Source organism: Aeromonas sp. NJAU223, assembly GCF_051125555.1.
Classification (GTDB): domain Bacteria; phylum Pseudomonadota; class Gammaproteobacteria; order Enterobacterales; family Aeromonadaceae; genus Aeromonas; species Aeromonas veronii_G.
Genome location: NZ_CP144204.1, coordinates 90687 through 115281, shown reverse-complemented (window position 1 = coordinate 115281; position 24595 = coordinate 90687). Strand labels below are relative to the sequence as shown.

The 24595-nt window shown below is 62.8% G+C and carries 22 protein-coding genes; 10 read left to right on the top strand and 12 right to left on the bottom strand.

Annotated elements, in window-relative coordinates:
- Positions 1-29: 29 nt before the first annotated feature.
- Positions 30-1556 carry a nitric oxide reductase transcriptional regulator NorR gene (norR, locus tag VZC39_RS00525; protein WP_434664914.1) on the top strand — a complete coding sequence of 509 codons (1527 nt, stop codon included), beginning with the start codon at positions 30-32 and terminating at the stop codon, positions 1554-1556.
- 78 nt (positions 1557-1634) lie between these two features.
- Here the strand turns inward: norR and VZC39_RS00520 are convergent, their stop codons facing one another.
- The gene (locus VZC39_RS00520) at positions 1635-2639 is read right to left on the bottom strand and encodes a substrate-binding domain-containing protein (protein ID WP_349920530.1); all 1005 of its coding nucleotides are present in this window, start codon (positions 2637-2639) and stop codon (positions 1635-1637) included.
- Between the two features lie 435 nt (positions 2640-3074).
- Here VZC39_RS00520 and VZC39_RS00515 point away from each other — a divergent pair, with 435 nt between their 5' ends.
- The 6 genes from VZC39_RS00515 to VZC39_RS00490 all read left to right on the top strand — a co-directional run bounded on the left by VZC39_RS00515 (position 3075) and on the right by VZC39_RS00490 (position 8932).
- Positions 3075-4196: a branched-chain amino acid ABC transporter substrate-binding protein gene (locus tag VZC39_RS00515; protein WP_434664912.1), complete on the top strand. Its 1122-nt coding sequence runs from the start codon at positions 3075-3077 to the stop codon at positions 4194-4196.
- A 66-nt stretch (positions 4197-4262) separates the two neighbouring features.
- Complete coding sequence (livH, locus tag VZC39_RS00510; protein ID WP_349920528.1) at positions 4263-5189, top strand: high-affinity branched-chain amino acid ABC transporter permease LivH; 927 nt, start codon at positions 4263-4265, stop codon at positions 5187-5189.
- The gene (locus VZC39_RS00505) at positions 5189-6457 is read left to right on the top strand and encodes a high-affinity branched-chain amino acid ABC transporter permease LivM (protein WP_434668290.1); all 1269 of its coding nucleotides are present in this window, start codon (positions 5189-5191) and stop codon (positions 6455-6457) included. Before livH ends, VZC39_RS00505 begins: the two co-directional genes overlap by 1 nt.
- A gap of 100 nt (positions 6458-6557) precedes the next feature.
- Positions 6558-7331, top strand: coding sequence for a high-affinity branched-chain amino acid ABC transporter ATP-binding protein LivG (gene livG, locus VZC39_RS00500; RefSeq protein ID WP_349920527.1), 774 nt, complete (start codon positions 6558-6560; stop codon positions 7329-7331).
- Between the two features lie 11 nt (positions 7332-7342).
- Positions 7343-8044, top strand: a complete 702-nt coding sequence (locus tag VZC39_RS00495; protein WP_349920526.1) for an ABC transporter ATP-binding protein — start codon at positions 7343-7345, stop codon at positions 8042-8044.
- Between the two features lie 36 nt (positions 8045-8080).
- Entirely contained in the window at positions 8081-8932 is an 852-nt protein-coding gene (locus VZC39_RS00490; RefSeq protein WP_434664911.1) for a helix-turn-helix domain-containing protein, read from the top strand.
- Here VZC39_RS00490 and VZC39_RS00485 read toward each other — a convergent pair.
- From VZC39_RS00485 to VZC39_RS00465, 5 genes are all read right to left on the bottom strand, one after another.
- Positions 8898-9494: a LysE family translocator gene (locus VZC39_RS00485; protein ID WP_434664910.1), complete on the bottom strand. Its 597-nt coding sequence runs from the start codon at positions 9492-9494 to the stop codon at positions 8898-8900. The genes VZC39_RS00490 and VZC39_RS00485 overlap by 35 nt on opposite strands.
- 136 nt (positions 9495-9630) lie before the next feature.
- Positions 9631-11373 (bottom strand): ABC transporter ATP-binding protein, encoded by a 1743-nt coding sequence (locus VZC39_RS00480; protein ID WP_434664908.1) that lies wholly within the window; start codon positions 11371-11373, stop codon positions 9631-9633.
- Positions 11374-11375: 2 nt separating this feature from the next.
- Positions 11376-13181 carry an ABC transporter ATP-binding protein gene (locus tag VZC39_RS00475; protein ID WP_434664906.1) on the bottom strand — a complete coding sequence of 602 codons (1806 nt, stop codon included), beginning with the start codon at positions 13179-13181 and terminating at the stop codon, positions 11376-11378.
- Positions 13168-14022, bottom strand: coding sequence for an AraC family transcriptional regulator (locus tag VZC39_RS00470; RefSeq protein ID WP_349920521.1), 855 nt, complete (start codon positions 14020-14022; stop codon positions 13168-13170). The genes VZC39_RS00475 and VZC39_RS00470 overlap by 14 nt, the downstream gene beginning before the upstream one ends.
- 22 nt (positions 14023-14044) lie before the next feature.
- Positions 14045-14434: a hypothetical protein gene (locus tag VZC39_RS00465; protein ID WP_349920520.1), complete on the bottom strand. Its 390-nt coding sequence runs from the start codon at positions 14432-14434 to the stop codon at positions 14045-14047.
- A gap of 267 nt (positions 14435-14701) precedes the next feature.
- On the opposite strand from VZC39_RS00465, the gene glpE reads away from it, so the two are divergent.
- A complete protein-coding gene (glpE, locus tag VZC39_RS00460) occupies positions 14702-15025 on the top strand; it encodes a thiosulfate sulfurtransferase GlpE (protein ID WP_005330007.1) in 324 nt (107 codons plus the stop codon).
- A 29-nt stretch (positions 15026-15054) separates the two neighbouring features.
- The gene (glpG, locus tag VZC39_RS00455) at positions 15055-15888 is read left to right on the top strand and encodes a rhomboid family intramembrane serine protease GlpG (protein ID WP_349922329.1); all 834 of its coding nucleotides are present in this window, start codon (positions 15055-15057) and stop codon (positions 15886-15888) included.
- Between the two features lie 80 nt (positions 15889-15968).
- Here glpG and VZC39_RS00450 read toward each other — a convergent pair whose 3' ends face one another.
- Entirely contained in the window at positions 15969-18389 is a 2421-nt protein-coding gene (locus VZC39_RS00450; protein ID WP_434664904.1) for a VolA/Pla-1 family phospholipase, read from the bottom strand.
- A gap of 303 nt (positions 18390-18692) precedes the next feature.
- Here VZC39_RS00450 and ubiK point away from each other — a divergent pair, with 303 nt between their 5' ends.
- On the top strand, positions 18693-18950 hold the full coding sequence (gene ubiK / locus VZC39_RS00445) for a ubiquinone biosynthesis accessory factor UbiK (protein WP_434664903.1): 258 nt from the start codon (positions 18693-18695) through the stop codon (positions 18948-18950).
- Positions 18951-19174: 224 nt separating this feature from the next.
- Here ubiK and fre read toward each other — a convergent pair whose 3' ends face one another.
- The 5 genes from fre to trxA all read right to left on the bottom strand — a co-directional run bounded on the left by fre (position 19175) and on the right by trxA (position 24516).
- Complete coding sequence (gene fre, locus VZC39_RS00440; protein ID WP_434664902.1) at positions 19175-19873, bottom strand: NAD(P)H-flavin reductase; 699 nt, start codon at positions 19871-19873, stop codon at positions 19175-19177.
- Positions 19874-20090: 217 nt separating this feature from the next.
- Positions 20091-21560 (bottom strand): 4-hydroxy-3-polyprenylbenzoate decarboxylase, encoded by a 1470-nt coding sequence (gene ubiD, locus VZC39_RS00435; protein WP_349920516.1) that lies wholly within the window; start codon positions 21558-21560, stop codon positions 20091-20093.
- Positions 21561-21590: 30 nt separating this feature from the next.
- A complete protein-coding gene (locus tag VZC39_RS00430; protein ID WP_434664900.1) occupies positions 21591-22595 on the bottom strand; it encodes a hypothetical protein in 1005 nt (334 codons plus the stop codon).
- Positions 22596-22717: 122 nt separating this feature from the next.
- Entirely contained in the window at positions 22718-23983 is a 1266-nt protein-coding gene (rho, locus tag VZC39_RS00425; RefSeq protein ID WP_042079206.1) for a transcription termination factor Rho, read from the bottom strand.
- Between the two features lie 206 nt (positions 23984-24189).
- The gene (trxA, locus tag VZC39_RS00420; RefSeq protein WP_025328829.1) at positions 24190-24516 is read right to left on the bottom strand and encodes a thioredoxin TrxA; all 327 of its coding nucleotides are present in this window, start codon (positions 24514-24516) and stop codon (positions 24190-24192) included.
- Positions 24517-24595 lie beyond the last annotated feature (79 nt).

Below are 24595 nucleotides of genomic sequence, written 5' to 3'. Positions count from 1 at the left end.
ACAAATACACTGTCATTTGGACAATTATAGTGATCTCGACCGACAGCCTGGCGCGCATCGCCCTCGACCTACAACTCGGCATCTCCCATCAGGACAGATTCCATCGTCTGATCCAGAGCGTGCGCAGCCTGCTGAACTCCGATGCCTCGGCCCTGCTGCGCTACGAGGGGGGGCAGTTCGTGCCGCTCGCCATCGACGGCCTGATGCAGGACGTGCTGGGGCGCCGTTTCGCCTTGCGGGATCATCCGCGCATGGAGGCCATCGCCCGCGCCGGCGACGTGGTGCGCTTCCCCGCCGACAGCTTGCTGCCCGACCCCTATGACGGCCTGATCCCGGATCACGACGACTTCAAGGTGCACGCCTGTGTCGGCCTGCCCCTGTTCGCGGATCAGACGCTGATCGGCGCCCTGACCATAGACGGCATGAACCCGACCCAATTCGACGACATCAGCGACGAGGAGCTGCGGCTGGTGGGCGCCCTGGCGGCGGCGGCCCTCAGCAACGCCCTCTTGCTGGAGCGGCTCGCCCGCCAGAGCAGCGAACCCATCGCGCCGGGCCCGCAGGCCGGCCAGGGCCAGCCGGAGATGATCGGCCAGTCCCCCGCCATGGCGAGGTTGCGCCACGAGATAGAAGTGGTGGCGAGTTCGGAGCTGAACGTGCTGATCCTGGGGGAGACGGGGGTCGGCAAGGAGCTGATCGCCAAGGCGGTGCATCAGGGCTCCCAGCGGGCGGACAATCCCCTGGTCTACCTCAACTGCGCCGCCCTGCCCGAATCGGTGGCGGAGAGCGAACTGTTCGGGCATGTGAAGGGGGCCTTCACCGGCGCCATTCACAACCGGGCGGGCAAGTTCGAACTGGCGGACAGGGGCACCTTGTTTCTGGACGAGATCGGCGAACTCTCCCTGGCGCTGCAGGCCAAGCTGTTGCGGGTGCTGCAATACGGCGATCTGCAGCGCATCGGCGACGATACTCCCCTCAAGGTGAACGTGCGCATCCTGGCGGCCACCAACCGGGACCTGAAGCAGGCAGTGGTGGAGGGGGCCTTCCGGGCCGACCTCTACCACCGGCTGAGCGTGTTCCCGATCCATGCCCCGGCCCTGCGGGAGCGCACCGGCGACATCCCCTTGCTGGCGGGTTACTTCTGCGAACGCTGCCGGGTCAGTCTGGGGCTGGAGCGGCTGCGCATCCAGCCCCAGGCCCTGCAACTGCTCGAGCACCACGACTGGCCGGGCAACGTGCGGGAGCTGGAACACGCCATCCACCGCGCCGCCGTGCTGGCGCGGGCCGAACAGGGCAGCCAGACTCCCAGTCTCGCCAGCCACCACTTCACGCTGGGAAACGGTACCCCGCCGTCCACCAGCCCCAGTGTGACGCCCATCCAGCCACCCCTGCCCGCAGGCCAGGGACTGCGCGCCGCCACCGACGCCTTCCAGCTCGCCCTGATCGAGCGCACCCTGGCCGCCCACAATGACAACTGGGCCGCCACCGCCCGGGCCCTCGAACTCGACAGCGGCAATTTGCACCGCCTCGCCCGGCGGCTCGGCCTCAAGGCCTGAGCGTCCTGCAGCAGACGATAAATCCCAAAAACAAAAACCCCCTCGCGAGGGAGGGGGTCTGGGGCAACCGGGGTGGGGTCAGCGCAGGGATTTGACCGAGCTGCGCACGATGAGCTCGGGCTGCACCGTCATGGACTCCACTTCCAGCTCCTTGTTGCGGATCCGGCTCACCAGCTGCTGCACCGCCAGCAGACCGAGTTCGGCCTTGGGGTGACGGATGGTGGTCAGCGGCGGGCTGGAGAAGCGCGCCATCTCGATGTCGTCATAGCCGATCATGGAGATGTCGTCCGGTACCTTGACCCCGGCTTCCCAGGCGGCGCAGATGGCACCGATCGCCATGGGATCGTCGAAGGCGAAGACGGCGGTGGGACGCGGCTGGAGTGCCAGGATGCGCTGCATGGCATCGTAGCCGCTCTGGCTCTCGTAATCCCCCTCGAAGATCTGCTCGTCCTTCAGGGTCAGTCCCTGCTCGGCCAGGGCGTCGCGCACCCCGTCCAGCCGCTGCTGGGTGGTGGGCTTGGCGAGATGGCCGGTGATGCAGACGATCTCCCGGTGGCCCAGCTCCAGCAGATGGCTCACCGCCAGACGCGCGCCGATGCGGGCGTTGTCGTTGATCACGTTGGCAAAATCACACTCGTTGCCCCAGTCCAGCACCACCTGCGGCACATTCTTGTGGATCCGCAGCATGTCCCGGAACTGGGTATCGATGTCGGTCCCCAGCACCAGCAGACCATCCACCCGCTTCTCCATCAGCATGCGCAGATAGTGCTGCTGACGGGGCGGCTGGTTCTCGGTGTTGCACAGGATCAGGCTGTAACCCTGCTCGAAGCAGTAGGCTTCCACTCCCTGTACCACTTCCGCGAAGAAGGGGTTGGCACTGGTGGTCACCAGCATGCCGATGGTCTTGGTCGAATTGATCTTGAGACTGCGCGCCACCGAGTTGGGCGCGTAGTTCAGCTCTGCCACCGCCTCAAGCACCTTCTGGGTCGCGTCTTCGCTGACCCGGCGGGTGTGATTGAGTACATGTGAGACGGTGGAGATGGATACGCCTGCGCGCGAGGCGACATCCTTGATAGTTGCCATCTCTGTCTCCTGAATAACAAAGGCGGAACAGTAGCAGATTTCCCGAATAAAGGCTTGGTTTTAACGGGCACTGCCAGTGAATTGTCAATCTCGGCTAATCTAGGCGGTCGTTTCTATTTGCGCAAACGAATTTTGGTCAAAATGAGAGCAAGCGCAGAACGAAATGTCGTCAGTTTTTTACTCTGAAAATTGTCACCATGACAATTTGTTGTCAGTATGTTAACTGGCTTGTGCGATATTAAATTCTAAAAACAAAACCTACACAGGGCTTTTGTTTCATAAAACCCCTGCCCGACCCGCTCCGGTTAGTATCTTTAACATCTTGTTATTGCCTGGCGAGGAATGATAGAACCTTATCTATTACCGGGCCCGCCGGATACAGGCTCGGAATGATGCCCATAAAACGAAACAATTCACTGATTAAGGGACGAATCAATGCATAACTTCAGCAAAATTGCAGTCAGAGCAGCGGTTTCTTTGGCTCTGTTTGGCTCGGTTTCCATGGCCAATGCCGCCGATACCATCAAGATCGGCATCGCCGGCCCCCTGACCGGCCCGGTCGCCCAGTACGGTGACATGCAGTTCACCGGCGGCAAGATGGCGGTCGAGCAGATCAACAAGGCGGGTGGCATCAAGGGCAAGCAGATCGAAGCCGTCATCTATGACGACGCCTGCGATCCCAAGCAGGCCGTGGCCATCGCCAACAAGGTGATCAACGACGGCGTCAAGTTCGTGGTCGGCCACCTCTGCTCCGACAACACCCTGCCCGCCTCCGACATCTATGAAGATGAAGGCGTGCTGATGATCACCCCGGCCTCCACCAACCCCAAGATCACCGAACGTGGCTACCAGCTGACCATGCGCACCATCGGCCTGGACAGCGATCAGGGTCCGACCGCCGCCAAATACATCATCGAGCAGGTCAAACCCCAGCGCGTGGCCGTCATCCACGACAAGAAGCAGTACGGTGAAGGCATTGCCTCCAGCGTGAAAGCCGCGCTGGACAAGGCCGGCGTCAAGGTCGTGGCCTTTGAGGGCATCACCGCCGGGGACAAGGACTTCTCCGCCCTGATCGCCAAGCTGCAGAAAGAGAACGTGGACTTCGTCTACTACGGTGGCTACCACCCGGAACTGGGTCTGATCCTGCGCCAGGCTGGCGAGAAGGGTCTGAAGGCCAAGTTCATGGGTCCGGAAGGGGTGGGTAACAAGGACATCTCCGCCATCGGCGGCCCGGCTTCCGAAGGCCTGCTGGTCACCCTGCCGAACAAGTACGACCTGGTGCCGGCCAACGCCCCCATCGTCGCCGCGTTCAAGGCCAAGGGTCAGGACTCCTCCGGTCCGTTCGTCTGGACCACCTATGCCGCGGTACAGACCCTGGCTGCCGGTATCGCCAAGGCGGGTGAGGATGATCCCGCTGCCGTGGCGGCCGCCATCAAGGCCGCGCCGATCGACACCGTCATGGGCCCCCTGAGCTGGGCACCGAACGGTGACCTGAAAGGCTTCGAGTTCGGCGTCTTCCAGTGGCACGCCGACGGCACCTCCACTCAACTCAAATAATCTGCCGGTCGGGGGTGACAAGCGTCACCCCCTCCTTTCTTTGCGGGCAAGTACAGGGAACGCAGTATGTCCGAACACCTTCTTTATCTGGTTCAGCAGTTGCTGAACGGATTGACCATAGGTAGCACCTATGCGTTGATCGCCATCGGCTACACCATGGTCTACGGCATCATCGGCATGATCAACTTCGCCCACGGCGAGGTCTACATGATCGGGTCCTATGTCGCCTTCATGGTGATGGCCGCCCTCATGATGATGGGCATCGACAGCACTGTCCTGCTGCTGGGGGGCGCCTTCTTGGTCAGCATCATCATCACCGGCAGTTATGGCTGGACCATAGAGCGGGTCGCCTATCGCCCGTTGCGGGGCGGCAACCGCCTCATCCCTCTCATCTCCGCCATCGGCATGTCTATCTTCTTGCAGAACATGATGCGGATGGCCCAGGGCTCGCGTGACATCGCCATGCCCAACCTGATCTCCGGGGGCTGGTCCCTCGGCGCCGAGGATGGCTTCCAGGCCAGCCTCTCCTACATGCAGCTCATCATCTTCGTGGTGACCTTCGTCACCATGCTGGCGCTGACCCAGTTCATCGGCCGCTCCCGCATGGGCCGCGCCTGCCGCGCCTGCTCGGAAGACATCAAGATGGCCAACCTGCTGGGGATAGACACCCACGTGGTCATCTCCATCACCTTCGTGCTGGGGGCCACCCTGGCCGCCGTGGCCGGGGTGCTGCTCGGCATGTATTACGGCGTGATCAATCCCTACCTCGGCTTCATGGCCGGGCTGAAGGCCTTCACCGCCGCGGTATTGGGCGGCATCGGCAGCATTCCTGGCGCCGTCATCGGCGGCCTGCTGCTCGGGGTGGTGGAAGCCCTCACCGCTGGCTACCTCAGCACCGAATACAAGGATGTGATGGCGTTCGCCCTGCTCATCTTCGTGCTGCTGTTCATGCCCACCGGCATCCTGGGTCGCCCGGAGGTCGAGAAGGTATGATGAAACGTCAATTTATCCATGCCTGCATCTCCAGCCTGATGCTGCTGGTGCTCTCCTTCTGGCTGCTCGGCTTCAAGCTCGAGACGGAAGGCTCCCGCCTGCTGCTGGTGAGTCGCCTCGATGTCTCCCTGGCCTGGCTGCTGGGGGGCGCCACCATCGTCTTCTGGTTCCAGATGCTGCGCGGCCAGATTTCCAAGCTGTTCCAGGCTTCCATCAGTGGCTTCTCCGTCGGCTTCACCAAGCTGGTGCTGCCAAGCCCCGAGGAAGCGCCCAAGCTCTACAACCTCACCGCCGTGCTGGTGCTGTTGTTCGCGGTGAGCTGGCCCTTCATGGCCTCCCGCGGGGCCATCGATCTCGCCACCCTGGCGCTCATCTACATCATGCTGGGTCTGGGCCTCAACGTGGTGGTGGGCCTCGCCGGCCTGCTGGATCTCGGCTACGTCGGCTTCTACGCGGTCGGTGCCTACAGCTATGCCCTGCTCAACACCTACTTCGGTCTGAGCTTCTGGGAGTGCCTGCCCATCGCCGGTCTGATGGCGGCCACCTTCGGCTTCCTGCTCGGTTTCCCGGTGCTCAGGCTGCGAGGGGACTATCTGGCCATCGTCACCCTGGGCTTTGGCGAGATCATCCGCATCCTGCTCAACAACATGACCAGCCTGACCGGCGGCCCGAACGGCATCTCCGGCATTCCCAAACCGACCCTGGGGGGCCTGGAGTTCAACCGCACCGTCAAGGACGGGGGCTTCGAGACCTTCCACGAGTTCTTCGGCATCGCCTACAACGCCAACCACAAGGTGATCTTCCTCTACCTGATGGCGCTGGTGCTGGTGATCGCCACCCTGTTCGTCATCAACCGCCTGCTGCGCATGCCGCTCGGCCGCGCCTGGGAGGCGCTGCGGGAAGACGAGATCGCCTGCAAGTCCCTGGGCCTCAACCCCACCATCATCAAGCTGACCGCCTTCACCATCGGCGCCTGCTTCGCGGGGTTCGCCGGCAGCTTCTTCGCCTCGCGCCAGGGCTTCATCAGCCCGGAGTCTTTCGTGTTCATCGAGTCCGCCATCGTGCTCGCCATCGTCGTGCTCGGCGGCATGGGCTCCCAGATCGGCGTGGTGCTGGCCGCCATCGTCATGACGGTGCTGCCGGAGCTGGCCCGTGAGTTCAACGAATACCGCATGCTGATGTTCGGCCTGCTGATGGTGTTCATGATGATCTGGCGACCCCAGGGTCTGTTGCCCATGAGCCGTCCCCATCTGGAGATCCGCAAATGAGCCGCCATCAAAGATTGCCGACAGTCTCCGCACTGTCGATGCGCTCCCTTGCAGGAGTGCTGCCCATGAGCCGTGCCCCCCGTATGCTGGAGATCCGCAAATGAACAATCATCAGAAGTTGTTGGAAGTCTCTGATCTGTCCATGCGTTTCGGGGGATTGCTGGCGGTCAACGGCGTCAAGCTGGACGTGGACAAGGGAGAGGTGATCTCCATCATCGGTCCCAACGGCGCGGGCAAGACCACCATCTTCAACTGCCTGACCGGCTTCTACCGTCCGAGCGGCGGCGTCATCCGCTACCGGGGAGAGGAGATCCAGGGGCTGCCCGGCCATCTCATCGCCCGCAAGGGCATAGTGCGGACATTCCAGCACGTTCGTCTGTTCAAGGAGATGACGGCAGTGGAAAATCTGCTGGTAGCCCAGCATCGCCACCTCAATACCAGCTTCATCGCCGGTCTGTTCAAGACCCCGTCCTTCCGCCGCGCCGAGAAAGAGGGGCTGGAGCAGTCCGCCTTCTGGCTGGAGAAGGTGGGCCTCAAGGAGCTCGCCAACCGCGCCGCCGGCAACCTGGCCTATGGTCAGCAGCGTCGCCTCGAGATCGCCCGCTGCATGGCTACCCGTCCCGACCTGCTGATGCTGGACGAGCCGGCCGCCGGCCTCAACCCCAAGGAGACCGATGAGCTCAACGAGCTTATCTCCAATCTGCGGGACGAGTTCGGGGTCTCGGTGCTGCTCATCGAGCACGATATGAAGCTGGTGATGGAGATCTCCAACCGCATTTTCGTGGTCAACCAGGGCACGCCGCTGGCTCACGGCAAACCGGATGAGATCCGCAGCAACCCGGACGTGATCAAGGCCTATCTGGGCGAGTCATAGGAAGAAGCAAGATGTTAGAACTTCGCAACGTATCGACCCATTACGGCAAGATCCAGGCGCTGCACGATGTCAGCGTCGAAGTCAAAGAGGGCGAGATAGTCACCCTGATCGGCGCCAACGGCGCCGGCAAGACCACCCTGTTGATGACGCTCTGTGGGGAACCCAAACCCAGCAGTGGCAGCATCTGGTTCGAGGGGGAGCAGATAGACTCCCTCACCACCGCCAGCATCATGCGCAAGGATATCGCCGTGGTGCCGGAGGGGCGCCGCATTTTCTCCCGCCTGACGGTGGAGGAGAACCTGATGATGGGGGCCTTCTTCGTCGACAAACAGGAACAAAACGGGCTGCTGGATCAGGTGTTTACCATGTTCCCGCGGCTGCATGAGCGACTGGAGCAGCGGGCCGGCACCATGTCGGGGGGCGAGCAGCAGATGCTGGCCATCGGCCGCGCCCTGATGAGCAAGCCGCGCCTGTTGCTGCTGGATGAACCCTCCCTGGGGCTGGCCCCCATCATCATCCAGCAGATCTTCGACATCATTCTGAAGCTGCGGGATCAGGGCATGACCATCTTCCTGGTGGAACAGAATGCGAACCAGGCCCTGCGGCTCGCCGATCGCGGCTATGTGCTGGAGAACGGCCGGGTGGTGCTGCAAGACACCGGCGCGGCCCTGCTGGCCAACCCGGCGGTGCGCCAGGCCTACCTCGGTGGCTGACCGCCCAGATCGGTTCATCCGGGTCGCCAAGCCAGGATGAGCCGCTCCCCTTCAGGGCCGGATCGCCATCACTTCTGGTGCGATCCGGCCCTGCCATTCATCGAGACCCGGGCGGTGCAGGATGGCCGTCAGGTCTGCTACGACAAGCACAGCCATCCCCACTTCTCCATCGGCGCCATCACCGGTGGCCACAGCCACTACCTCAACCAGCGCAGCCGACAGGAGGTCGGTACCGGCAGCCTGGTGCTGATGAACCCGGAAGAGGTGCATGCCTGCAATCCCATCGCGGATCATCCCTGGTCCTATCTGATGTTCTATCTCGACACCCGCTGGCTGCACGATCTGCAGCAGGAGGCGGGGCTCGGCGGTGACTTTCGTCCATTCGACATGACCGCCAGCCGTGACCCCGTGCTGTATCTGGGGTTGCAACAGCTGCATCACCAGCTGGTGGAGGGTCGGGACCCGCTGGCCAAGGCAGTGGCTTGCCAGATGTTCGGCCACCAGCTGCTGACCAGGCTCACCCCTGCCCGCTGGGATGACAGACCGCCACTGCACCTGCAGCGCGCCGCCGAACTGATGCAGGATGAGAGCACCAATCCGCTCAGCCTGCAGCAGCTGAGTGCCGTCGCCGGGCTCAGCCCCTCCCACTTCGTGCGCGCCTTCAATCACCATTACGGCATGACCCCCCACGCCTATCTGCTCGACAGGCGCGTGCGCCACGCCCGCCAGCTGCTCAGACTGGGGCACCCCCTGGCCGAGGTGGCGCTGGCAAGCGGCTTTGCCGATCAGGCCCACTTCCAGCGCCAGTTCAAACGGCGGGTCGCCGCCACCCCGGGGCAATACAGGTTGCAGTTCAACCCTCTGCAAACAGCAGATAGCCGGCACTGAGCAGCAGCAACAGGGCCATGACGCGGTTGAACCAGCGCAATCGCCGGGGGCTGAGCAACGCCTGTTGCAGGCAGCTGCCGACATAGGCCCAGCAGGCGATGGAGCCGAGACAGATCACCAGATACAGCGCCGTGAACACCACCATCTGCCCCCACCCACCCGCGCCGCCGTAGGCCCCCATACCCATGCTGGCGGCCAGCCAGGCCTTGGGATTGAGCCACTGCATCAGGGCGCCATACCAGAAGGCGGGCCGTTGTCCTGACTCCCCCTCCAGCTCTCCCCCGCTCCTGACCAGCTGCCAGGCCATGTATCCCAGGAAGAGAATGCCACCCCAGTGCAAGGCACCGACCACCAGGGGCCAGCGGGACAGAAGGGCCCCCAGCCCCAGCCCCATCAACAGGAGCAGCAGGATGAAGCCGAGTGTGGCCCCGACCACGTGGCGCAGACTGGCACGAAAACCGTGCTGAGTCCCGCTGCCGAGAGCGACCAGGTTAACCGGGCCGGGGGAGATGGACATGGCGAGAGCAAACCCGCACATCGACAGTAACAGACTCGTTTCCATGGATAAAGCTCATGCAAGGGATAGAGTCCCAGCCTATCCATCCACCCAGGTGCGATATTGAAGGAAATTGCGCTCAAGCGGTCATTCACAAAAAGCCCCGCCAGAGGGCGGGGCTTGCGCGGGATCAGCGCCAGGCTCAGGCGATCTGCCATCCCTTGGCGCTGTGGCGCTGGTTCAGGAAGTCGGCGTAGCGACCCCGTAGCGAACAGAGCTGTTCGTGGGTGCCGGACTCAGCCACCCTGCCGGCTTCCAGCACCACAATCTGGTCGGCCATGGCCACGGTCGACAACTGGTGTGCGATGACGATCAGTGTGTGTCTGCCACGCAATCGTGCCAGCGTCTCGGCGATGGCGGCCTGATTCTCCGCATCCAGCGCGGCGGTTGCTTCGTCCACCAGCAGTATGGGGGCTCCCTTGATCAGAGCGCGGGCGATGGAGATGCGCTGCCGCTCGCCACCGGAGAGGCGGGCACCGCCCTCCCCGACCTGCGAATCCAGCCCCTGCGGCAGGCGCGAGACGATCTCGGCCACTCCTGCCTGTCGGGCCGCCTCCATGACTTCGGCATCCGTTGCATCCGGTTTGCCGATGCGGATGTTGTCCGCAATGCTGCCCTGGAACAGATAGGTACTCTGGAAAATCTGGCTGATCTGGCCAGCCAGGCTGGCGCTGTCGATGGCGCGCACATCGGTGCCACCGATGCGCACACTCCCCTCATCCACGTCGAAAAAGCGCGCGATCAGCTGCATCAGGGTGCTCTTGCCCGAACCCGATGCTCCGACCAGCGCCACCATCTGCCCAGGCGCGATGCACAAGTCCACCCCACGCAGCACCTCGGGCGCCCCGGCGCCATAGGAGAAGCGCACATCCCGCAGCTCCACGGAGCCATCGGACGGCGCCTCGCCGTTGACCGGCTCCGGCAGGGGTTGCTCGTCCATCACCTCGGCGACTGCCTCGAGCTGACCCCGTGCACTGCGCAGCACTTCCCCATAACCGGCGATGTCCAGCAGCGGATCGATGAACCGGTTGACCAACAACAGGGAGACCATGGTGGTGATCGCCACCTCGCCCTGCCACTGCGTTCCCAGTTGGCTGTTCAGCCACATGACAGCCGTGATGAACAGGGCCGCAAACACGGCCTGCACCGCCCAGCTGTTGAGCACCACAGAGGCGGTAGAGACATAGATCAGCCGCGAGCCGGCCGCGTACTGTTTGTCGATGGCACGCTCCAGAAAGCCCATGCTGTCCCCCTTGCCACTGAAGGCCCGCAGCATCGACTGGGCCTGGGCGAACTCGACAATGCGCTGGCTGGTATGCGCTGCATGGTTGTGGAATGCGGCGTCGGCACGGCTGCCGAGGCGAGCGCTGATGACGAAGACTCCGGCCAGTATGGGCAGGGCCACCAGCATGGTGAGGCCGAGGGGCCAGTGCAGAACCAGCAGGGCCAGCACCAGTACCAGCGGCGTGACCAGACCGCTCAGAATAGGGGTAAACAGGTGGCCGGGCAGTTCGGACAGCTCAAACATGCCGTGGGTCATCACATGGTTGAGCCGTGCCGTGTTCTGCGGGGTAAACCAGCCCACCGGCAGACGGGCGATGTGATCGCCAATCCGGTGGCGGCAACCCTGCAACACCGCCACCCGAACCGCCACGCTGGCCTGCTCGACCCGACGACGCCAGGTCCAGCAGAGCAGCAGCCCTGCCGCCAGCGCAGTCAACCAGAACCCGGCCCCCCGCACATCATGCGCCAGCAGGCGTTCGAGCACGGGCACCAGAAGCGTGAGAGTCAGGCCGTTCAGGATGCCGAGGGTGATGGCCATCCAGCCATAACGACGGAAAACATGGGCATCTTCACCCAACAGTCGAAGGAAAGTCATGAGCATGGTTATACCGCCATCCGTTGTTGATCTTGCTGTTCATGTCCACCCAGCGCCCACAGGCGAGCGTAGCGGCCACCCTGCGCCAGCAGCGCGTCGTGACGACCCTGCTCGACGATGGCTCCGTCTTCTACCACCAGGATGCGATCGGCATGCATCACGGTATCGAGCCGGTGGGCGATCACCATCAGAGTCCGCCCCTTGGCGAAGTGGGAAAGGGCCTGCTGGATGGCCACCTCGTTCTCGGCGTCGGCTGCGGCGGTCGCCTCGTCCAGCACCAGAACGGGCGGATCCAGTAGCACGGCGCGGGCTATGCTGACCCGTTGGGCCTCACCGCCGGAGAGCTGAGCATCCTCGCCGATGACGGAGTCATAGCCCCGTGGCAGGCTCAGGATGCGCTCGTGGATATTGGCGGCCCTGGCGGCCTCTTCAATCTGCTGATAGGTCGCGTCGGGAAGACCGAGCGCGATGTTGTCACGCACGCTGGCGTGGATCAGACGCACCTCCTGCAGCACGAAGCCTATGTGTCGATACAGCTCACGGGTATCCAGGTTGCGTAAATCCACCCCACCCAACGTGATGCGCCCCTCGCTCGGATCGAAGAAGCGCAGCAGCAGGCGGGCCAGCGTGGACTTGCCCGCACCGGATGCCCCCACCACGGCCGTCACAGTTCCGGCGGCCAGGGTGAAGCTCACCTTGTCGAGCACCTTGTGGCCACCGTCATAGGCATAACTCACCTCTTCGGCGCAAACCTCTACCCCCCTCGGGTGCTCAACCTCGTCATAAGCGGGTTGCTCCAACTGCGGCGTCTGCAACAGAGTCTGGACCCGCCCCGCGGCAGCCTTGGCGGGCTCCAGCCCGTGGGCCACAAACACCAGCAGCATCAGGGGTGCCGAGATGCAGGGGGCGACCAGCACGAACGGCAACACTTCCACCGGCGCCATCCAGCCGAGACCGACAAAGAGGGTACCGGCAGCCAGCACGACCCCCAGCACGGCGACGGGGGACATCAGGGCATTTGCGATGGCCATGATGCCCAGCATCGGCTTCAACAGGCCGAGGAAGGCTTCCAGAAAGCTCTCCACCGCCGTCCGGTAGTTGCCGTGCGCCTTGCCGCTGGTGCCGAAGGTCTTGATCACCGGGATCCCGTTGACGAACTCCACCACGGCATCGTTCACCCTGGCCTGGCCTTCACCAAAGGCACGGGTCTGCGCCTCGCTGAACTTCATGGCCGAACCGATCAACAGAAAGCCGGCGACGTAGGGCAGAATGGCGACCAGAGCCAACCCCCAATGCATCGCAAAGAGATAGACGAGTGACGCCAGGATGGCCCCCAGGGCTCGGCCCAGGGTGGTGTAGAAGTGGGCAGTCAGCTCGTGCAGGGTGCCGATGTCGTCCTGCATCGCCTGTTTCACTTCACCGGATGCGTGGGAGGTGAACCAGCCGAGAGGCACCCGGGCCAGACGGCGCGCCGCGGCAAGCCTCAGATGACGGGTGATCCTGTTGTCTGCCACATGGGCGCAGGTCTCCGCTACCAGCGACAGCAACAGACCGAGGAACAGGCCGACGAGGCTGAACATCACCATCAGCCACACCTCTCCCTTCAGCAGGGCCAGGCTCTGTACCACAGACTCCTCGCCGCCGAGCACGAACCGGGCGATTTGGGCTATGCCAGCAAGGGGGGTCAAGGTCAGCGCCGCGCCCAGGCCTGCCAGCAGGGCGGCCACGATGAGACGACCATTGATGGGCTTCAATATCTGACCCAGTGGATCCGGGGTGTTTGGCAGCGTCTCTGCCAGGTTACTGGTACTCATAGGAACTTCCTGAAGGCTTGTGCAAGGGGGCATGGATCTGGGCGGTACGCTCGGCGAGGAAGCGCTTTGGCGGAGCCCCGACCGCCTTGTGGAACATGGTGATGAAGGCACCAGAGCTGTCGTAACCAAGCTCGTCTGCAATGGCCTGGATCAGCCGACCCTGGGCCAGCATCGGCAAGGCGGTGATCACATGCATCTGACGGCGCCAGCGGCTCACGCTCAGACCGGTCTCGGCACTGAACAGGCGCGACATGTTGCGCTCGCTCATGCCGATCCTGGATGCCCATTGCTCGAGCGTCGCCCGGTCGGCGGGGGCGGCCAGCATACCGTCCGCCAGCTTGCGCAGCCGCAGATCGGCGGGCATCGGCAGGTGCAACCACTCCAGTGGGGCGGCGATGAGCTCGTCCAGCAACACCGACATCAGCCGTCCCGGTGCTCCCTCGATCCGATAGTGCTCGGGCAGCGCCGCGGTGCGCTCCAGCAGTGCTCGCATGAAGGGAGAGACCGAAATAGTGCAACAGCAGTCCGGCAGCCCGGGCACGGCATCCGGCTCGACGAATGCCACAAAGCCACACGGTTCACCGCTGCTGCTGGCCCGGTGGACCATGCCACCTGGGATCCATACCGCCCCCTGCGGCGGCACGACCCAGAATCCCGTATCCGTCTCCAGCGTGATCAAGCCGCTGTCGGCAAACAGTAGCTGTGCCTTGCGGTGCTGATGGAGCGGCAGCTCCCAGTTTTCCGTGACCCTGCCCAGGCCGATCACGACCACGGGGCGCTCAATCTTGTCGGGATAGTCGGACTCGATATCGGTCATGTCATTGTTATCGGTGATGTACATGGGAGACTCTCCGCTATCCGGTTCAGGCATTGGCCAGCAAGGCGCTGGCCTTGGCCCGCGCCTCTTCTTCGCTGGCAACGACAAACATGGGGTAACCCCAGAATTTGGCGAAGACGACCGCGAAAGCCCGCATCGCCACGCGCTTGGTCGCCTCCGGTACTATCTGCACGTGGCCAAGGGCAAACCGCCGGATCGCGTGCTTGTTGCTCTTCATCCAGAGCGCGACCGTCCGGCGATCCTCGGCCCTGGCCTTGTCGTTGCCATTGCCCGGCTCCCCGGTGGCGAGAAACACCAGGGGCTGGCCGCGGACAAGCAGGGTCGAGATGTCGGCAAGTGCCGCTTCCACGGATACCCCCCGGGCCGGTTCGTAATCCATCCAGACGATGGGGTACTCTGTTGCATCAATGTTCATGACTGGCTCCTGGGTGCAGGCAATAACGGCACCTAAATGATAATTATTATTATATCCACCTCTGTGGTGTGCTTCATTGGCGAATTCGGACATTAAAGTTCTCAATCCAGCCAACGCGACTCACCTGCACACCCAGAACCCCAGCCCGCATCTCTTGTGCCGTCACCCAGACCAAGCCACCCAAGTGCAGCTTCCTACCTTCCCTCTGCTTTATTGAGTTCGCTTGGGGTAAACTGACCCCCAATCATCTATTTGCAGGACATCTCAATGGACCAGTTTGCCCATATCAGCGCCCAGGATGCCCACCAGAAGCTGGAGGCCGGTGAGGCCCGCCTCGTGGATATTCGCGATCCCCAGTCATTCGAGACGGCCCACGCGGTCGGCGCCTTCCACCTCACCAATGGCACCCTGGTCCGCTTCATGAATGAAGTGGACTTCGATACCCCGGTGATCGTGATGTGCTATCACGGCAACAGCAGCCAGGGGGCCGCCCAGTACCTGCTGCAACAGGGCTATGACGCCGTCTACAGTCTGGACGGTGGCTTCGAGGCCTGGCGCAGGGAGTTCCCGATCCAGGCGGGCGACGCATGACAGGAGCTGGCAGTGCCTCCCCGGCCGGCATGATCCAGCTGCTGGTGCTGGACAATGCCCGCATGGCCCAGGCCCTGGTGGACTATCTGGCCACCCTGGGGATCTCCTGCGAGCTGACCCAGTCCGAGCTCGGAGTCTCGGTCTGGCTGGCGGACGAGCAGCGCCTCGCCCAGGCCCAGCTGGAAGTCAAACGCTTCCTGAGCGAGCCCAATCACCCCCGCTACATGGAGGCGTCCTGGCAGTCCGGTCGGGCGGATGCCCGCATCGACTACAGCAAGGGAATGACGGATCCGGTCACCGATTTTCTGCATCAGGCGGGGCCCCTGACCCTGGTGGTCATCATCGCCTGTCTGGCGGTCTATGCCCTCGATGCCATCGGCCTGCCCATCTTCGACGAGCTGGCGTTCCACCCCACCCTGGCCCAGTTCACCGACTGGCAGGCCTGGCGCTACATCACCCCCGCCTTCATCCACTTCTCGGTGCTGCACCTGGTGTTCAACCTGCTGTGGTGGTGGTATCTCGGGGGGCAGATAGAGCAGCGACTCGGCAGCGGCAAGCTGTTCATCCTGCTCATCGTCGGGGCGGCGCTGCCCAACGTGGCGGAGTTCTTCGCGAGCGGCCCGCTGTTTGGGGGTCTCTCCGGCGTGGTCTATGCCCTGCTCGGCTATTGCTGGCTGCGCGCCAGGCTGCAGCCGGACTGCGGCCTCTGCCTGCCACCGGCGCTGATGGGCTTCATGCTGTTCTGGCTGGTACTCGGCTTCATGGATTTGCTCGGCACGCCCACCGCCAACATCGCCCACCTGACCGGCCTGCTGGTGGGTCTGTTGCAGGGCTGGCTGGACAGGCATCACAGGCCCGCCTGATGCCCTGCCATCCTGTGTTCTGATGGCCGACAACGAAAACGCCGCCCAGAGGGCGGCGTTTTTATATGGTTGGCTGACGCTTACTGCTTGAGCAGGCTGGCGTCTGTCACCGCGACGGCCGCACCGCCGCTGGCGAAGAAGCTGCCGAACTGGGTCTGCATCTCGCTCGTCACGGCGCCAGTCTGATCGAAGTTTTCATCCGGAGCCAGCAGCGAGCTGTGACCACCCGCCACGAAGCGGGCCGCATGGTGGTTGGCCGCCCCCGTCGCGGTCAGGGGTTGCAACCCCATCACCTTGAACAGCGGCTCGGTCCCCGCCAGCGGCGCAGAGGCGACGCTGTTCGGGATCACCTGATCCGGCAGGCTCAGGGCGCCATCACCCACCACTTCCGTGGCAAACAGCGGGAAGTCCGCCTTGATGCCGCTCGCCAGGTTGATCGGATCAGCCGAGTCCAGCACCGACTGGGCCGCGAAGACGTAGCTCTGCAGGGTGCTGGCGGCGCTTGCCTGCGTGGTGCCATCCAGGCTCGGCAGGAACTCGTTGACGAAGCAGCTTGCCACCGCGCTCTTGCAGGTCGGGGCATAGGCAGTGAAGGCCGTCATCAACTCGGGACTGCCGTCGGTCAGCACGCTCATCTGTATGGTCGGGCCGAAAGTGGGGGAGTTCAGCAAGAGCGGCGCTATGCCGCCACCCGGCATGGCCAGGCCGCCGGTGGTGAACTTGAACAGGGCATCGGCCGTCGGGTTGCCCAGCGGCTGGTTGGCCACCGCCAACAGGTTGGCCCCGGAAATGGCGCCGAGGGAATGACCCAGGAAGTGCACCTTGAGGCTGCCGGCGGTGCCGATGACACCCTTGGCATTGGCCAGCCCCACCGCCAGACGCAGGCCCAGCAGATCCGCCACGCTCTGTTTCAGGTTGTCCCGCGCCACCGTCAGATAGCTCAGGTTCAGATAGGGGGTCGGGTTGTCCGAGGTGGTCACCGAGTCCAGGCTACCGGTCAGGGCGAAGCCACGCTCCCCGTGCAGCGGATGATCGATCACCACCACGGCGACGTTCTTGCTTGCCTTGGCACCGGCACCGATCTGACCCAGGGCCAGGGCATAGGCATTCTCCTTCACCGAGGTGACGCCATGCTGATAGATGATGACGTCGGTGATAGCCGACAGCGGCGCCGCGGCGAAGATGCGCATCGGCACGGACTGCACCTCTTCCAGCTTGGGCAGCGAGTTGAAACGGCCGATGTTCATCTCGGGATCCAGCGCCTTGCCACCTGAGGTGAGGGTCACCCCGATCAGCTTGCTCGCCTCCGCCAGCAGCTCGGCCTGACGGGTCGGGTCGGCGATGAGCGTACCCAGCAGGGCCGGATCCACTCCCGCCCCCACCAGACCGCCGATCACCTCGCTGTCGCCCGCCTTCAGGGCATTGGCGATGGCGTACAGGCTGGGGATGGCCCCATGCCAGGACTGGGTTCTGGCCTTGTCCCAGGAGCCGGCGCTGGCCGGAGAGGAGAGGAAGTAGGGCAGCTTGACCGCACCGGTATAGACAGTAGTGCCCAGCGCCAGATTGTGGAGAGGCGTACCGGAGCCAAAGGCGGCGGCAATGACATCCTTCTGCTCCTGCGGCAGGAACTGCTCGGCTTCCAGCTTGGTCAGGAAGGCAGTACCAGCATCCAGACTGGCGATAGTGTAGGTACCAGGCAGGCTGGTATGGCCCAGCGCATCCTGTTTCCACAGGGCCGCCGCATCCAGGGTCGGGCTCTTCAGCACGGATGCCGCCGCTCCTTTCACCGCCACCAGCACATCGGCGCCGGACTGGGTACCAAACCAGTCGGAGAAGATCACGTGATCGCTGGTGATGCCGGTGGCGGCCTTGAACAGCCCCTCCTGCAGGGTGATCAGACCGTTGATGGTCTGATCCTGGGCACTGCTGCCCGGGTTGCTCTTGTAGTTGCTGTAATCGGAGCCGGCACGCACGGCATTGCCGTTGCTGTCCTTGAGGGTATCGGTCGCCACGATCATGTAATAGGAAGAGGGATTGAGCGGCTTGAGGGGCACCAGATTCAGCTTGCCACCCGCCTCGGCCACCACGAAGTCCACCCCGTAGGTCAGCTGCTTCTTCACGCCGCTCGGGCGCAGGGCCGCACTGTCAAACTCCAGTTCAAGCAGGTAGAGCGGGGCGACGGACGCCGAAAACTCGGCCGCGGCCGGAGCCTTGATGCTGATCCCCGAGGCGGTCACGGGCACGACCTGGATGGCCTGGGTCGTGGACCAGCCATCCAGGGTGGAGAGGGCGGAGACGGGGTTGGAGAGATCCGCCGTTTCGGTGGAGAACTTCAGGGTGCCGTCGGAGGCACGGGCAGCCAGGGCACTGGGGCGAACGGCATTGGAGCCGCTCAGCAGGTAGTCGAGATAGCTGGAGGTATCGCCTTTGTTATCGTCACTGCCACCACAACCGCTCAATAGCGCACTGAGGACGGCTGCATAAATCAGGTTTTTTTTCATATCCTTATCTCTTTTTATGTTGTTATCCATGATGAGCCTGACGGGGTAGGGTTCAAACCCGACCGAAACATATTAACAGCAACGCAACAATTGATAAGCCTCTGGTCGGTCATCTGATCTGCTTTTTTTGTGTACAACATCAAGGAATTGGAATTGTCACCCCGGCGGCGGAGAGTAACAGCATCCGGCGCAACACCAGACCCGACCAGAGCCAGCGTGCCCGCGAGGCGCAAAAAGCCAGCCCCGATCTCGGCAAAGGGAGGGATTTGTCGGTAGAATGGCCCATCGCTTAAGGAGAACCCCATGATCGACCCGAAAAAACTGGAAGAGATCGCCAAACAGGTACACAACGCCCTGCCCCCCGGCATTCGCAGCATGGGTGAAGAGGTGGAGAAGAAGACCCGTCAGGTGCTGCAATCCCAGCTGAACAAGCTGGATCTGGTCAGCCGCGAGGAGTTCGACGTGCAGACCAAGGTGCTGCTGCGCACCCGGGAAAAGCTGACCGCCCTGGAGGCCAAGCTGGTCCAGCTGGAGCAGCAGCTCGCCGCCAAGGGCGAGTAAGCCCCTTCCGCGCGCGAACGGCCCAGCCCTCGACGCACATAAAACAAACCCCAGCCAGGCTGGGGTTTGTTGTTTCTGGAACAGGGAAGAGGTTCAAGGGCCGTTGCGAGAAGCAGTCAACAAGGCGCAGCGCAGGAACCGGAGTGTATCGATATACATGAGCACTCTTTACCGCACATAAACGAGCAGCACCTGAGCCTTGATCACGGCTTCGCAGTCGGCGCTCAAATGAACTCGTAGGCATCACCGAAGATGCGCTCGGGTTCGGCCCCCAGCACCTTGAACTCTTCCCGGGCGGCCCCCGCCATCTCGAAGCGACCCGCCACATAGATGTCGTAGTCATGCAGACTGACGAAGTCGTCCATGATGGCCTTGTGCACCAGCCCGGTGCGGCCGGTCCAGTCCCCTTCCGGCTCCTGTACCACGGGCACGAAGGTGAGCGGGGCATAGTCCTGCGCCCACTGCTGCATCTGCGCCTGCTCGTACAGCCAGTGCGCCTGACGCACGCCCCAGTAGAGGAACACCGGGCGCTTGCTGCCGGTCGCCATCAGATATTCCAGGATGGAACGGGCATAGGAGAAACCTGTGCCGCCCGCCATCAGGATCAGGGGGCGCGGGGATTCGTCCCGCAGGAAGGCCTTGCCCGCCGCCAGTTCGATCTCGATCTCCCCCTGCTCACGCATGCGCGCCAGCACCTGGCCGGCGTAGGCGTTCTCCGGGGTGGCTCCTATCTGCAACTCCAGCACACCGTCACGGGTCGGCGAGTTGGCGATGGAGAAGGGGCGCTTGTCCGAGTCACTCATCACCACCAGCAGATACTGGCCGGGCTTGAAGCTGATAGCCTGCTGCGGCGCCAGGGCCACATGCCAGACGGTGTCGACATATTCGCGCAGTTCCTCTACGCGGCACTTGATACGTTGCATTCTTGTCCTTTTGACGGGCCAGCCCGGCCCGTTTTCACTCATTGATTCACTGTGTTCTGGCGACCCGCCAGGGGTCCGGTCAGTCGAGCATACCCAATTCAGGTCGGCAATACCGCTCTTTGTGCACCGACTGGCCGGAAACAGGCGCCATTGCATCATTCAACCCGGCCCGGCACCGCCCTTTTTCATCGAACGGGCGCGCCGACCGCCTCAGCGGCTAGTCCAGGATCTTCAATTCATCCCAGATGGCGTCGATCTTCTGCTTCACCGCCTCGTCCTGGACGATGGGTTGACCCCACTCGCGGTTCGTCTCTCCCGGCCACTTGTTGGTGGCATCCAGCCCCATCTTGGAGCCGAGCCCGGAGACCGGTGAGGCGAAGTCGAGGTAATCGATGGGCGTATGCTCGATCAGGGTGGTGTCCCGCGCCGGATCCATCCGGGTGGTGATGGCCCAGATCACGTCCTTCCAGTCCCGGGCGTTGATGTCGTCGTCGCAGACGATCACGAACTTGGTGTACATGAACTGGCGCAGGAAGGACCAAACCCCCAGCATGACCCGCTTGGCATGGCCGGGGTAGCGTTTCTTGATGGTCACCACCGCCATCCGGTAGGAGCACCCCTCCGGCGGCAGGTAGAAGTCCACGATCTCGGGGAACTGCTTCTGCAGCAGCGGCACGAACACCTCGTTCAGCGCCACCCCGAGCACGGCCGGCTCATCGGGGGGACGGCCGGTATAGGTGCTGTGATAGATGGCGTCGCGGCGCATGGTCATGTGGGTGATGGTGAACACCGGGAACTCGTCCACCTCGTTGTAGTAACCGGTGTGATCCCCATAGGGGCCTTCCGGCGCCATCTCACCCGGCTCCAGATAGCCTTCCAGCACGATCTCGGCGCTGGCGGGCACCTCCAGCTCGCAGCTCAGGGCCTTCACCACCTCGGTGCGACTCCCCCGCAGCAGACCGGCGAAGGCGTACTCGGAGAGGGTATCCGGTACCGGCGTCACGGCGCCGAGTATGGTGGCCGGATCGGCGCCGAGCGCCACCACCACCGGGAAGCGTTCACCAGGGTGCGCCTCCTGCCATTCGCGAAAGTCGATGGCCCCGCCCCGATGATCCAGCCAGCGCATGATCAGCTTGTTCTTGCCGATCTTCTGCTGGCGGTAGATGCCGAGGTTCTGCCGTTTCTTGTAGGGGCCGCGGGTGATGGTCAGGCCCCAGGTCACCAGGGGGGCGACGTCACCGGGCCAGCAGTGCTGGATCGGGATCTGGTCGAGATCGACCGCATCGCCTTCCAGTACCACCTGCTGACAGGGGGCCGAGGAGAGGCGCTTGGTCGGCATGTTCAGCACCTGCTTGAAGATGGGCAGCTTCTCCATCAACTCCTTGAGGCCACGGGGAGGCTCGGGCTCTTTCAGGTAGGAGAGCCAGGTGCCCACCTGGCGCAGGGCGCCGACATTGGGCTGCCCCATGCCCATGGCAACCCGATCCGGCGTGCCGAACAAATTGGTCAGCACCGGCATGGCATAACCCTTGGGATTTTCGAACAGCAGGGCCGGGCCACCGGCACGCAGGGTGCGATCGCTGATCTCGGTCATCTCCAGATAGGGGTCTATCTCGCGCGTGATGCGCTTGAGCTGTCCGTTCTGTTCCAGCTGCGCGATAAAATCACGCAAGTCCTTGTATTTCATGCGGGTACCCTGTGTGCAGGCGATGGGGCATTATAACCCCGGCTGGCCATCTGGTGTACCCGTATCGGGCCGCAGGACGGACATGGTGTGACGCCGCTCCTGATGGGTGAGCCTGTCCGCCAGCTGGGCCAACAGCCTGGGTTCGTCCAGTTGCAGCAACACGCCGGCCACCAGCCCGCTGTATTGCTGTTTGCCGAGCTCCGCCAGCAGGTATTGGCGGGCCTCGTCCGGCAGGGGGGAGAGCCGGCTCAGCTGATGCAGGGCCGGGATCATCAGCCGTTCATTGCGGCTGGCGGCGATCAGCATATCGCTCGCCATCTGACCATGGTAGAAGCGGGGTATGCTGCTCAATGCAGCCAAGCTGTCGTTATCCACTGGCTGACGCCACAGTTTATGGTACAAGTCAGGGTTGCCGGTCCGCTCGATGAGGTGCAGCAGCAACTGGTTGTCCGGCAGGAAGAGGGTCAGGGCGGCCAGCCGCTGAGCCTCACGACGCTGTACGGCGGTCGGCTGGCTGTCCAGCACCGTCAGCAGCGCCTGCTGTTGCTGCGCCAGCTCCGGGTTGCGGCTGTAGTAGAGCTGTTTGAAATCGAAGCTGTCTCGCGCCAGCTGCTGGCGATAGTTGTCCTGCCAGGCGAGCTGTTGCCAGCGGTTCAGCACCAGCCGCGCTTCGGCGGCGAAATCATAGGCGGGCAGCTGCACCAGGAAGCCGTCCACCTCCCCTTCCACCAGCCATTGCGGCGCCTTGGCGGCCTGCGCCCGCACCCAGGCATGGAGTGCAGGGCTCGGATGACTGACCGTCTTGAGACCCGCCAGCACCTGATATTGCAGGTATTCACGCTGACCCAGGGCCAGGGTCTCCAGCAGGGAGTCCATGGCGGCAAACTGTTCGAGCGCGAGCCGGCTGTGCAGGTAGTCGAGGTGCCCCTGCAGCCCTTCGTCCGCCACCAGGGGGGCATTGCGTTGCGGGGGAGAATCGGCCTGCACGGGTGCGGCCAGCAGCCACCCAATCCATAGCAAGAAAATCAGCTTCATGACGTCTCTATCCTTGTGACATCCGGCCTTGTGGCGTCCTGGCCCCATAGTACTAAGGGCACCGGCAAATAGATAAACAAAAACCGCGACCTGGGCCGCGGTTTTGTCATTCTGCTACATCATCACTTCTGCTGACGCTTCATGGAGTCGAAGAACTCGTCGTTGGTCTTGGTGGCAGAGAGTTTGTCGATGAGGAACTCGATGCTGTCGATCTCGCCCATGGGGTGAATGATCTTGCGCAGTATCCACATCTTCTGCAGCTCGTCCGGCGCAGTCAGCAGCTCTTCCTTGCGGGTGCCGGAGCGGGTGATGTCGATGGCCGGGTAAGTGCGCTTCTCGGCGATCTTGCGCGAGAGGTGCAGTTCCATGTTGCCGGTACCCTTGAACTCTTCGTAGATGACTTCATCCATCTTGGAGCCGGTGTCGATCAGCGCGGTGGCGATGATGGTCAGACTGCCGCCTTCCTCGACGTTACGGGCCGCACCGAAGAAGCGCTTGGGTCTGTGCAGGGCGTTGGCATCCACACCACCGGTCAGTACCTTGCCGGATGAGGGGATGACGGTGTTGTAGGCGCGCGCCAGACGGGTGATGGAGTCCAGCAGGATGACCACATCCTTCTTGTGCTCGACCAGGCGCTTGGCCTTCTCGATCACCATCTCGGCGACCTGGACGTGACGGGAAGCCGGCTCGTCAAAGGTGGAGGCGATGACTTCGCCCTTGACCATCCGCTGCATCTCGGTCACTTCTTCCGGACGCTCGTCGATCAGCAGCACGATCAGCTCACAATCCGGGTGGTTGTAGGCGATGCTCTGGGCGATGTTCTGCAGCAGCATGGTCTTACCGGCCTTGGGCGGTGCGACGATGAGGCCACGCTGACCCTTGCCGATGGGGGATGCGAGATCCAGCACACGGGCGGTGATGTCTTCGGTGGAGCCATTGCCGCGCTCCATGCGCAGACGCTCGTTGGCGTGCAGCGGGGTCAGGTTTTCAAACAGGATCTTGTTGCGGGAGTTTTCCGGACGATCGTAGTTGACGTCGTTGACCTTGAGCAGAGCGAAGTAGCGCTCGCCCTCTTTCGGCGGCCGGATCTTGCCGGAGATGGTGTCACCGGTGCGCAGGTTGAAGCGGCGGATCTGGCTCGGGGAGACGTAGATATCGTCCGGGCCGGCCAGGTAGGAGCCGTCTGCGCTACGCAGGAAGCCGAAGCCATCGGTCAGGATTTCCAGCACACCGTCGCCAAAGATGTCCTCACCGCCCTTGGCGTGCGCCTTGAGGATGGCAAAGATGATGTCTTTCTTGTGCGCCCGAGCCAGATTTTCCAACCCCATGGATTCGCCAAGCTGGACCAGCTCGGACACAGGAGTGTTCTTAAGTTCAGTCAGATTCATAGTGGTGAAAGTCTGTAAGCAAGGATTGAAATGAGGAGACAGTCTGCTGGATTGATGCTGATCGGATTTGACTTGCCAGGCTGATGTGAAGCAAAGAGTCAGGCAAAAAGGTTAGCAAACGAGCGATAAACTAGCACCAATCGGGATGAGCGTCTAGGTGATAAAACACAAGGAGCGCATTATTGCAATGCGCTCCTTCTTGATTATTACAGGTTACCGTCCAAGAACTCTTTCAGCTGAGTCTTGGAGAGGGCACCGACCTTGGTCGCTGCCACTTCGCCATTCTTGAACAGCAGCAGGGTCGGGATACCGCGAATGCCATACTTGGGCGGCGTGTCGGCGTTATGATCGATATTCAATTTCGCCACGGTCACGCGACCGGCATATTCTTGGGCGACTTCGTTCAGGATGGGGGCAATCATCTTGCACGGACCGCACCATTCAGCCCAGAAATCTACCAGAACGGGGCTGTCGGCTTTGATTACATCAGCCTCGAAGCTGGCATCGCTCAGCTGAACAATCTTGTCACTCATCTCCAACTCCAGTCAGTAATTAAGGCTTTATTGACGGATCAACAAAGGCAATAGTTGCCCTATTTGAAATGATCCTGTT

What these genes read in the sequence shown, in the direction of transcription:
- VZC39_RS00480 (WP_434664908.1), bottom strand. Translation starts at nt 11,373, where the DNA reads ATGCTCATGACTTTCCTTCGACTGTTGGGTGAAGATGCCCATGTTTTC.
- VZC39_RS00430 (WP_434664900.1), bottom strand. Translation starts at nt 22,595, where the DNA reads ATGAAGCTGATTTTCTTGCTATGGATTGGGTGGCTGCTGGCCGCACCC.
- VZC39_RS00505 (WP_434668290.1), top strand. Translation starts at nt 5,189, where the DNA reads ATGAAACGTCAATTTATCCATGCCTGCATCTCCAGCCTGATGCTGCTG.
- glpG (WP_349922329.1), top strand. Translation starts at nt 15,055, where the DNA reads ATGATCCAGCTGCTGGTGCTGGACAATGCCCGCATGGCCCAGGCCCTG.
- VZC39_RS00490 (WP_434664911.1), top strand. Translation starts at nt 8,081, where the DNA reads ATGAGCCGCTCCCCTTCAGGGCCGGATCGCCATCACTTCTGGTGCGAT.
- VZC39_RS00520 (WP_349920530.1), bottom strand. Translation starts at nt 2,639, where the DNA reads ATGGCAACTATCAAGGATGTCGCCTCGCGCGCAGGCGTATCCATCTCC.
- trxA (WP_025328829.1), bottom strand. Translation starts at nt 24,516, where the DNA reads ATGAGTGACAAGATTGTTCAGCTGAGCGATGCCAGCTTCGAGGCTGAT.
- ubiD (WP_349920516.1), bottom strand. Translation starts at nt 21,560, where the DNA reads ATGAAATACAAGGACTTGCGTGATTTTATCGCGCAGCTGGAACAGAAC.
- ubiK (WP_434664903.1), top strand. Translation starts at nt 18,693, where the DNA reads ATGATCGACCCGAAAAAACTGGAAGAGATCGCCAAACAGGTACACAAC.
- VZC39_RS00465 (WP_349920520.1), bottom strand. Translation starts at nt 14,434, where the DNA reads ATGAACATTGATGCAACAGAGTACCCCATCGTCTGGATGGATTACGAA.
- VZC39_RS00470 (WP_349920521.1), bottom strand. Translation starts at nt 14,022, where the DNA reads ATGTACATCACCGATAACAATGACATGACCGATATCGAGTCCGACTAT.
- livG (WP_349920527.1), top strand. Translation starts at nt 6,558, where the DNA reads ATGAACAATCATCAGAAGTTGTTGGAAGTCTCTGATCTGTCCATGCGT.
- glpE (WP_005330007.1), top strand. Translation starts at nt 14,702, where the DNA reads ATGGACCAGTTTGCCCATATCAGCGCCCAGGATGCCCACCAGAAGCTG.
- VZC39_RS00495 (WP_349920526.1), top strand. Translation starts at nt 7,343, where the DNA reads ATGTTAGAACTTCGCAACGTATCGACCCATTACGGCAAGATCCAGGCG.
- VZC39_RS00485 (WP_434664910.1), bottom strand. Translation starts at nt 9,494, where the DNA reads ATGGAAACGAGTCTGTTACTGTCGATGTGCGGGTTTGCTCTCGCCATG.
- livH (WP_349920528.1), top strand. Translation starts at nt 4,263, where the DNA reads ATGTCCGAACACCTTCTTTATCTGGTTCAGCAGTTGCTGAACGGATTG.
- VZC39_RS00475 (WP_434664906.1), bottom strand. Translation starts at nt 13,181, where the DNA reads ATGAGTACCAGTAACCTGGCAGAGACGCTGCCAAACACCCCGGATCCA.
- VZC39_RS00450 (WP_434664904.1), bottom strand. Translation starts at nt 18,389, where the DNA reads ATGAAAAAAAACCTGATTTATGCAGCCGTCCTCAGTGCGCTATTGAGC.
- rho (WP_042079206.1), bottom strand. Translation starts at nt 23,983, where the DNA reads ATGAATCTGACTGAACTTAAGAACACTCCTGTGTCCGAGCTGGTCCAG.
- fre (WP_434664902.1), bottom strand. Translation starts at nt 19,873, where the DNA reads ATGCAACGTATCAAGTGCCGCGTAGAGGAACTGCGCGAATATGTCGAC.
- VZC39_RS00515 (WP_434664912.1), top strand. Translation starts at nt 3,075, where the DNA reads ATGCATAACTTCAGCAAAATTGCAGTCAGAGCAGCGGTTTCTTTGGCT.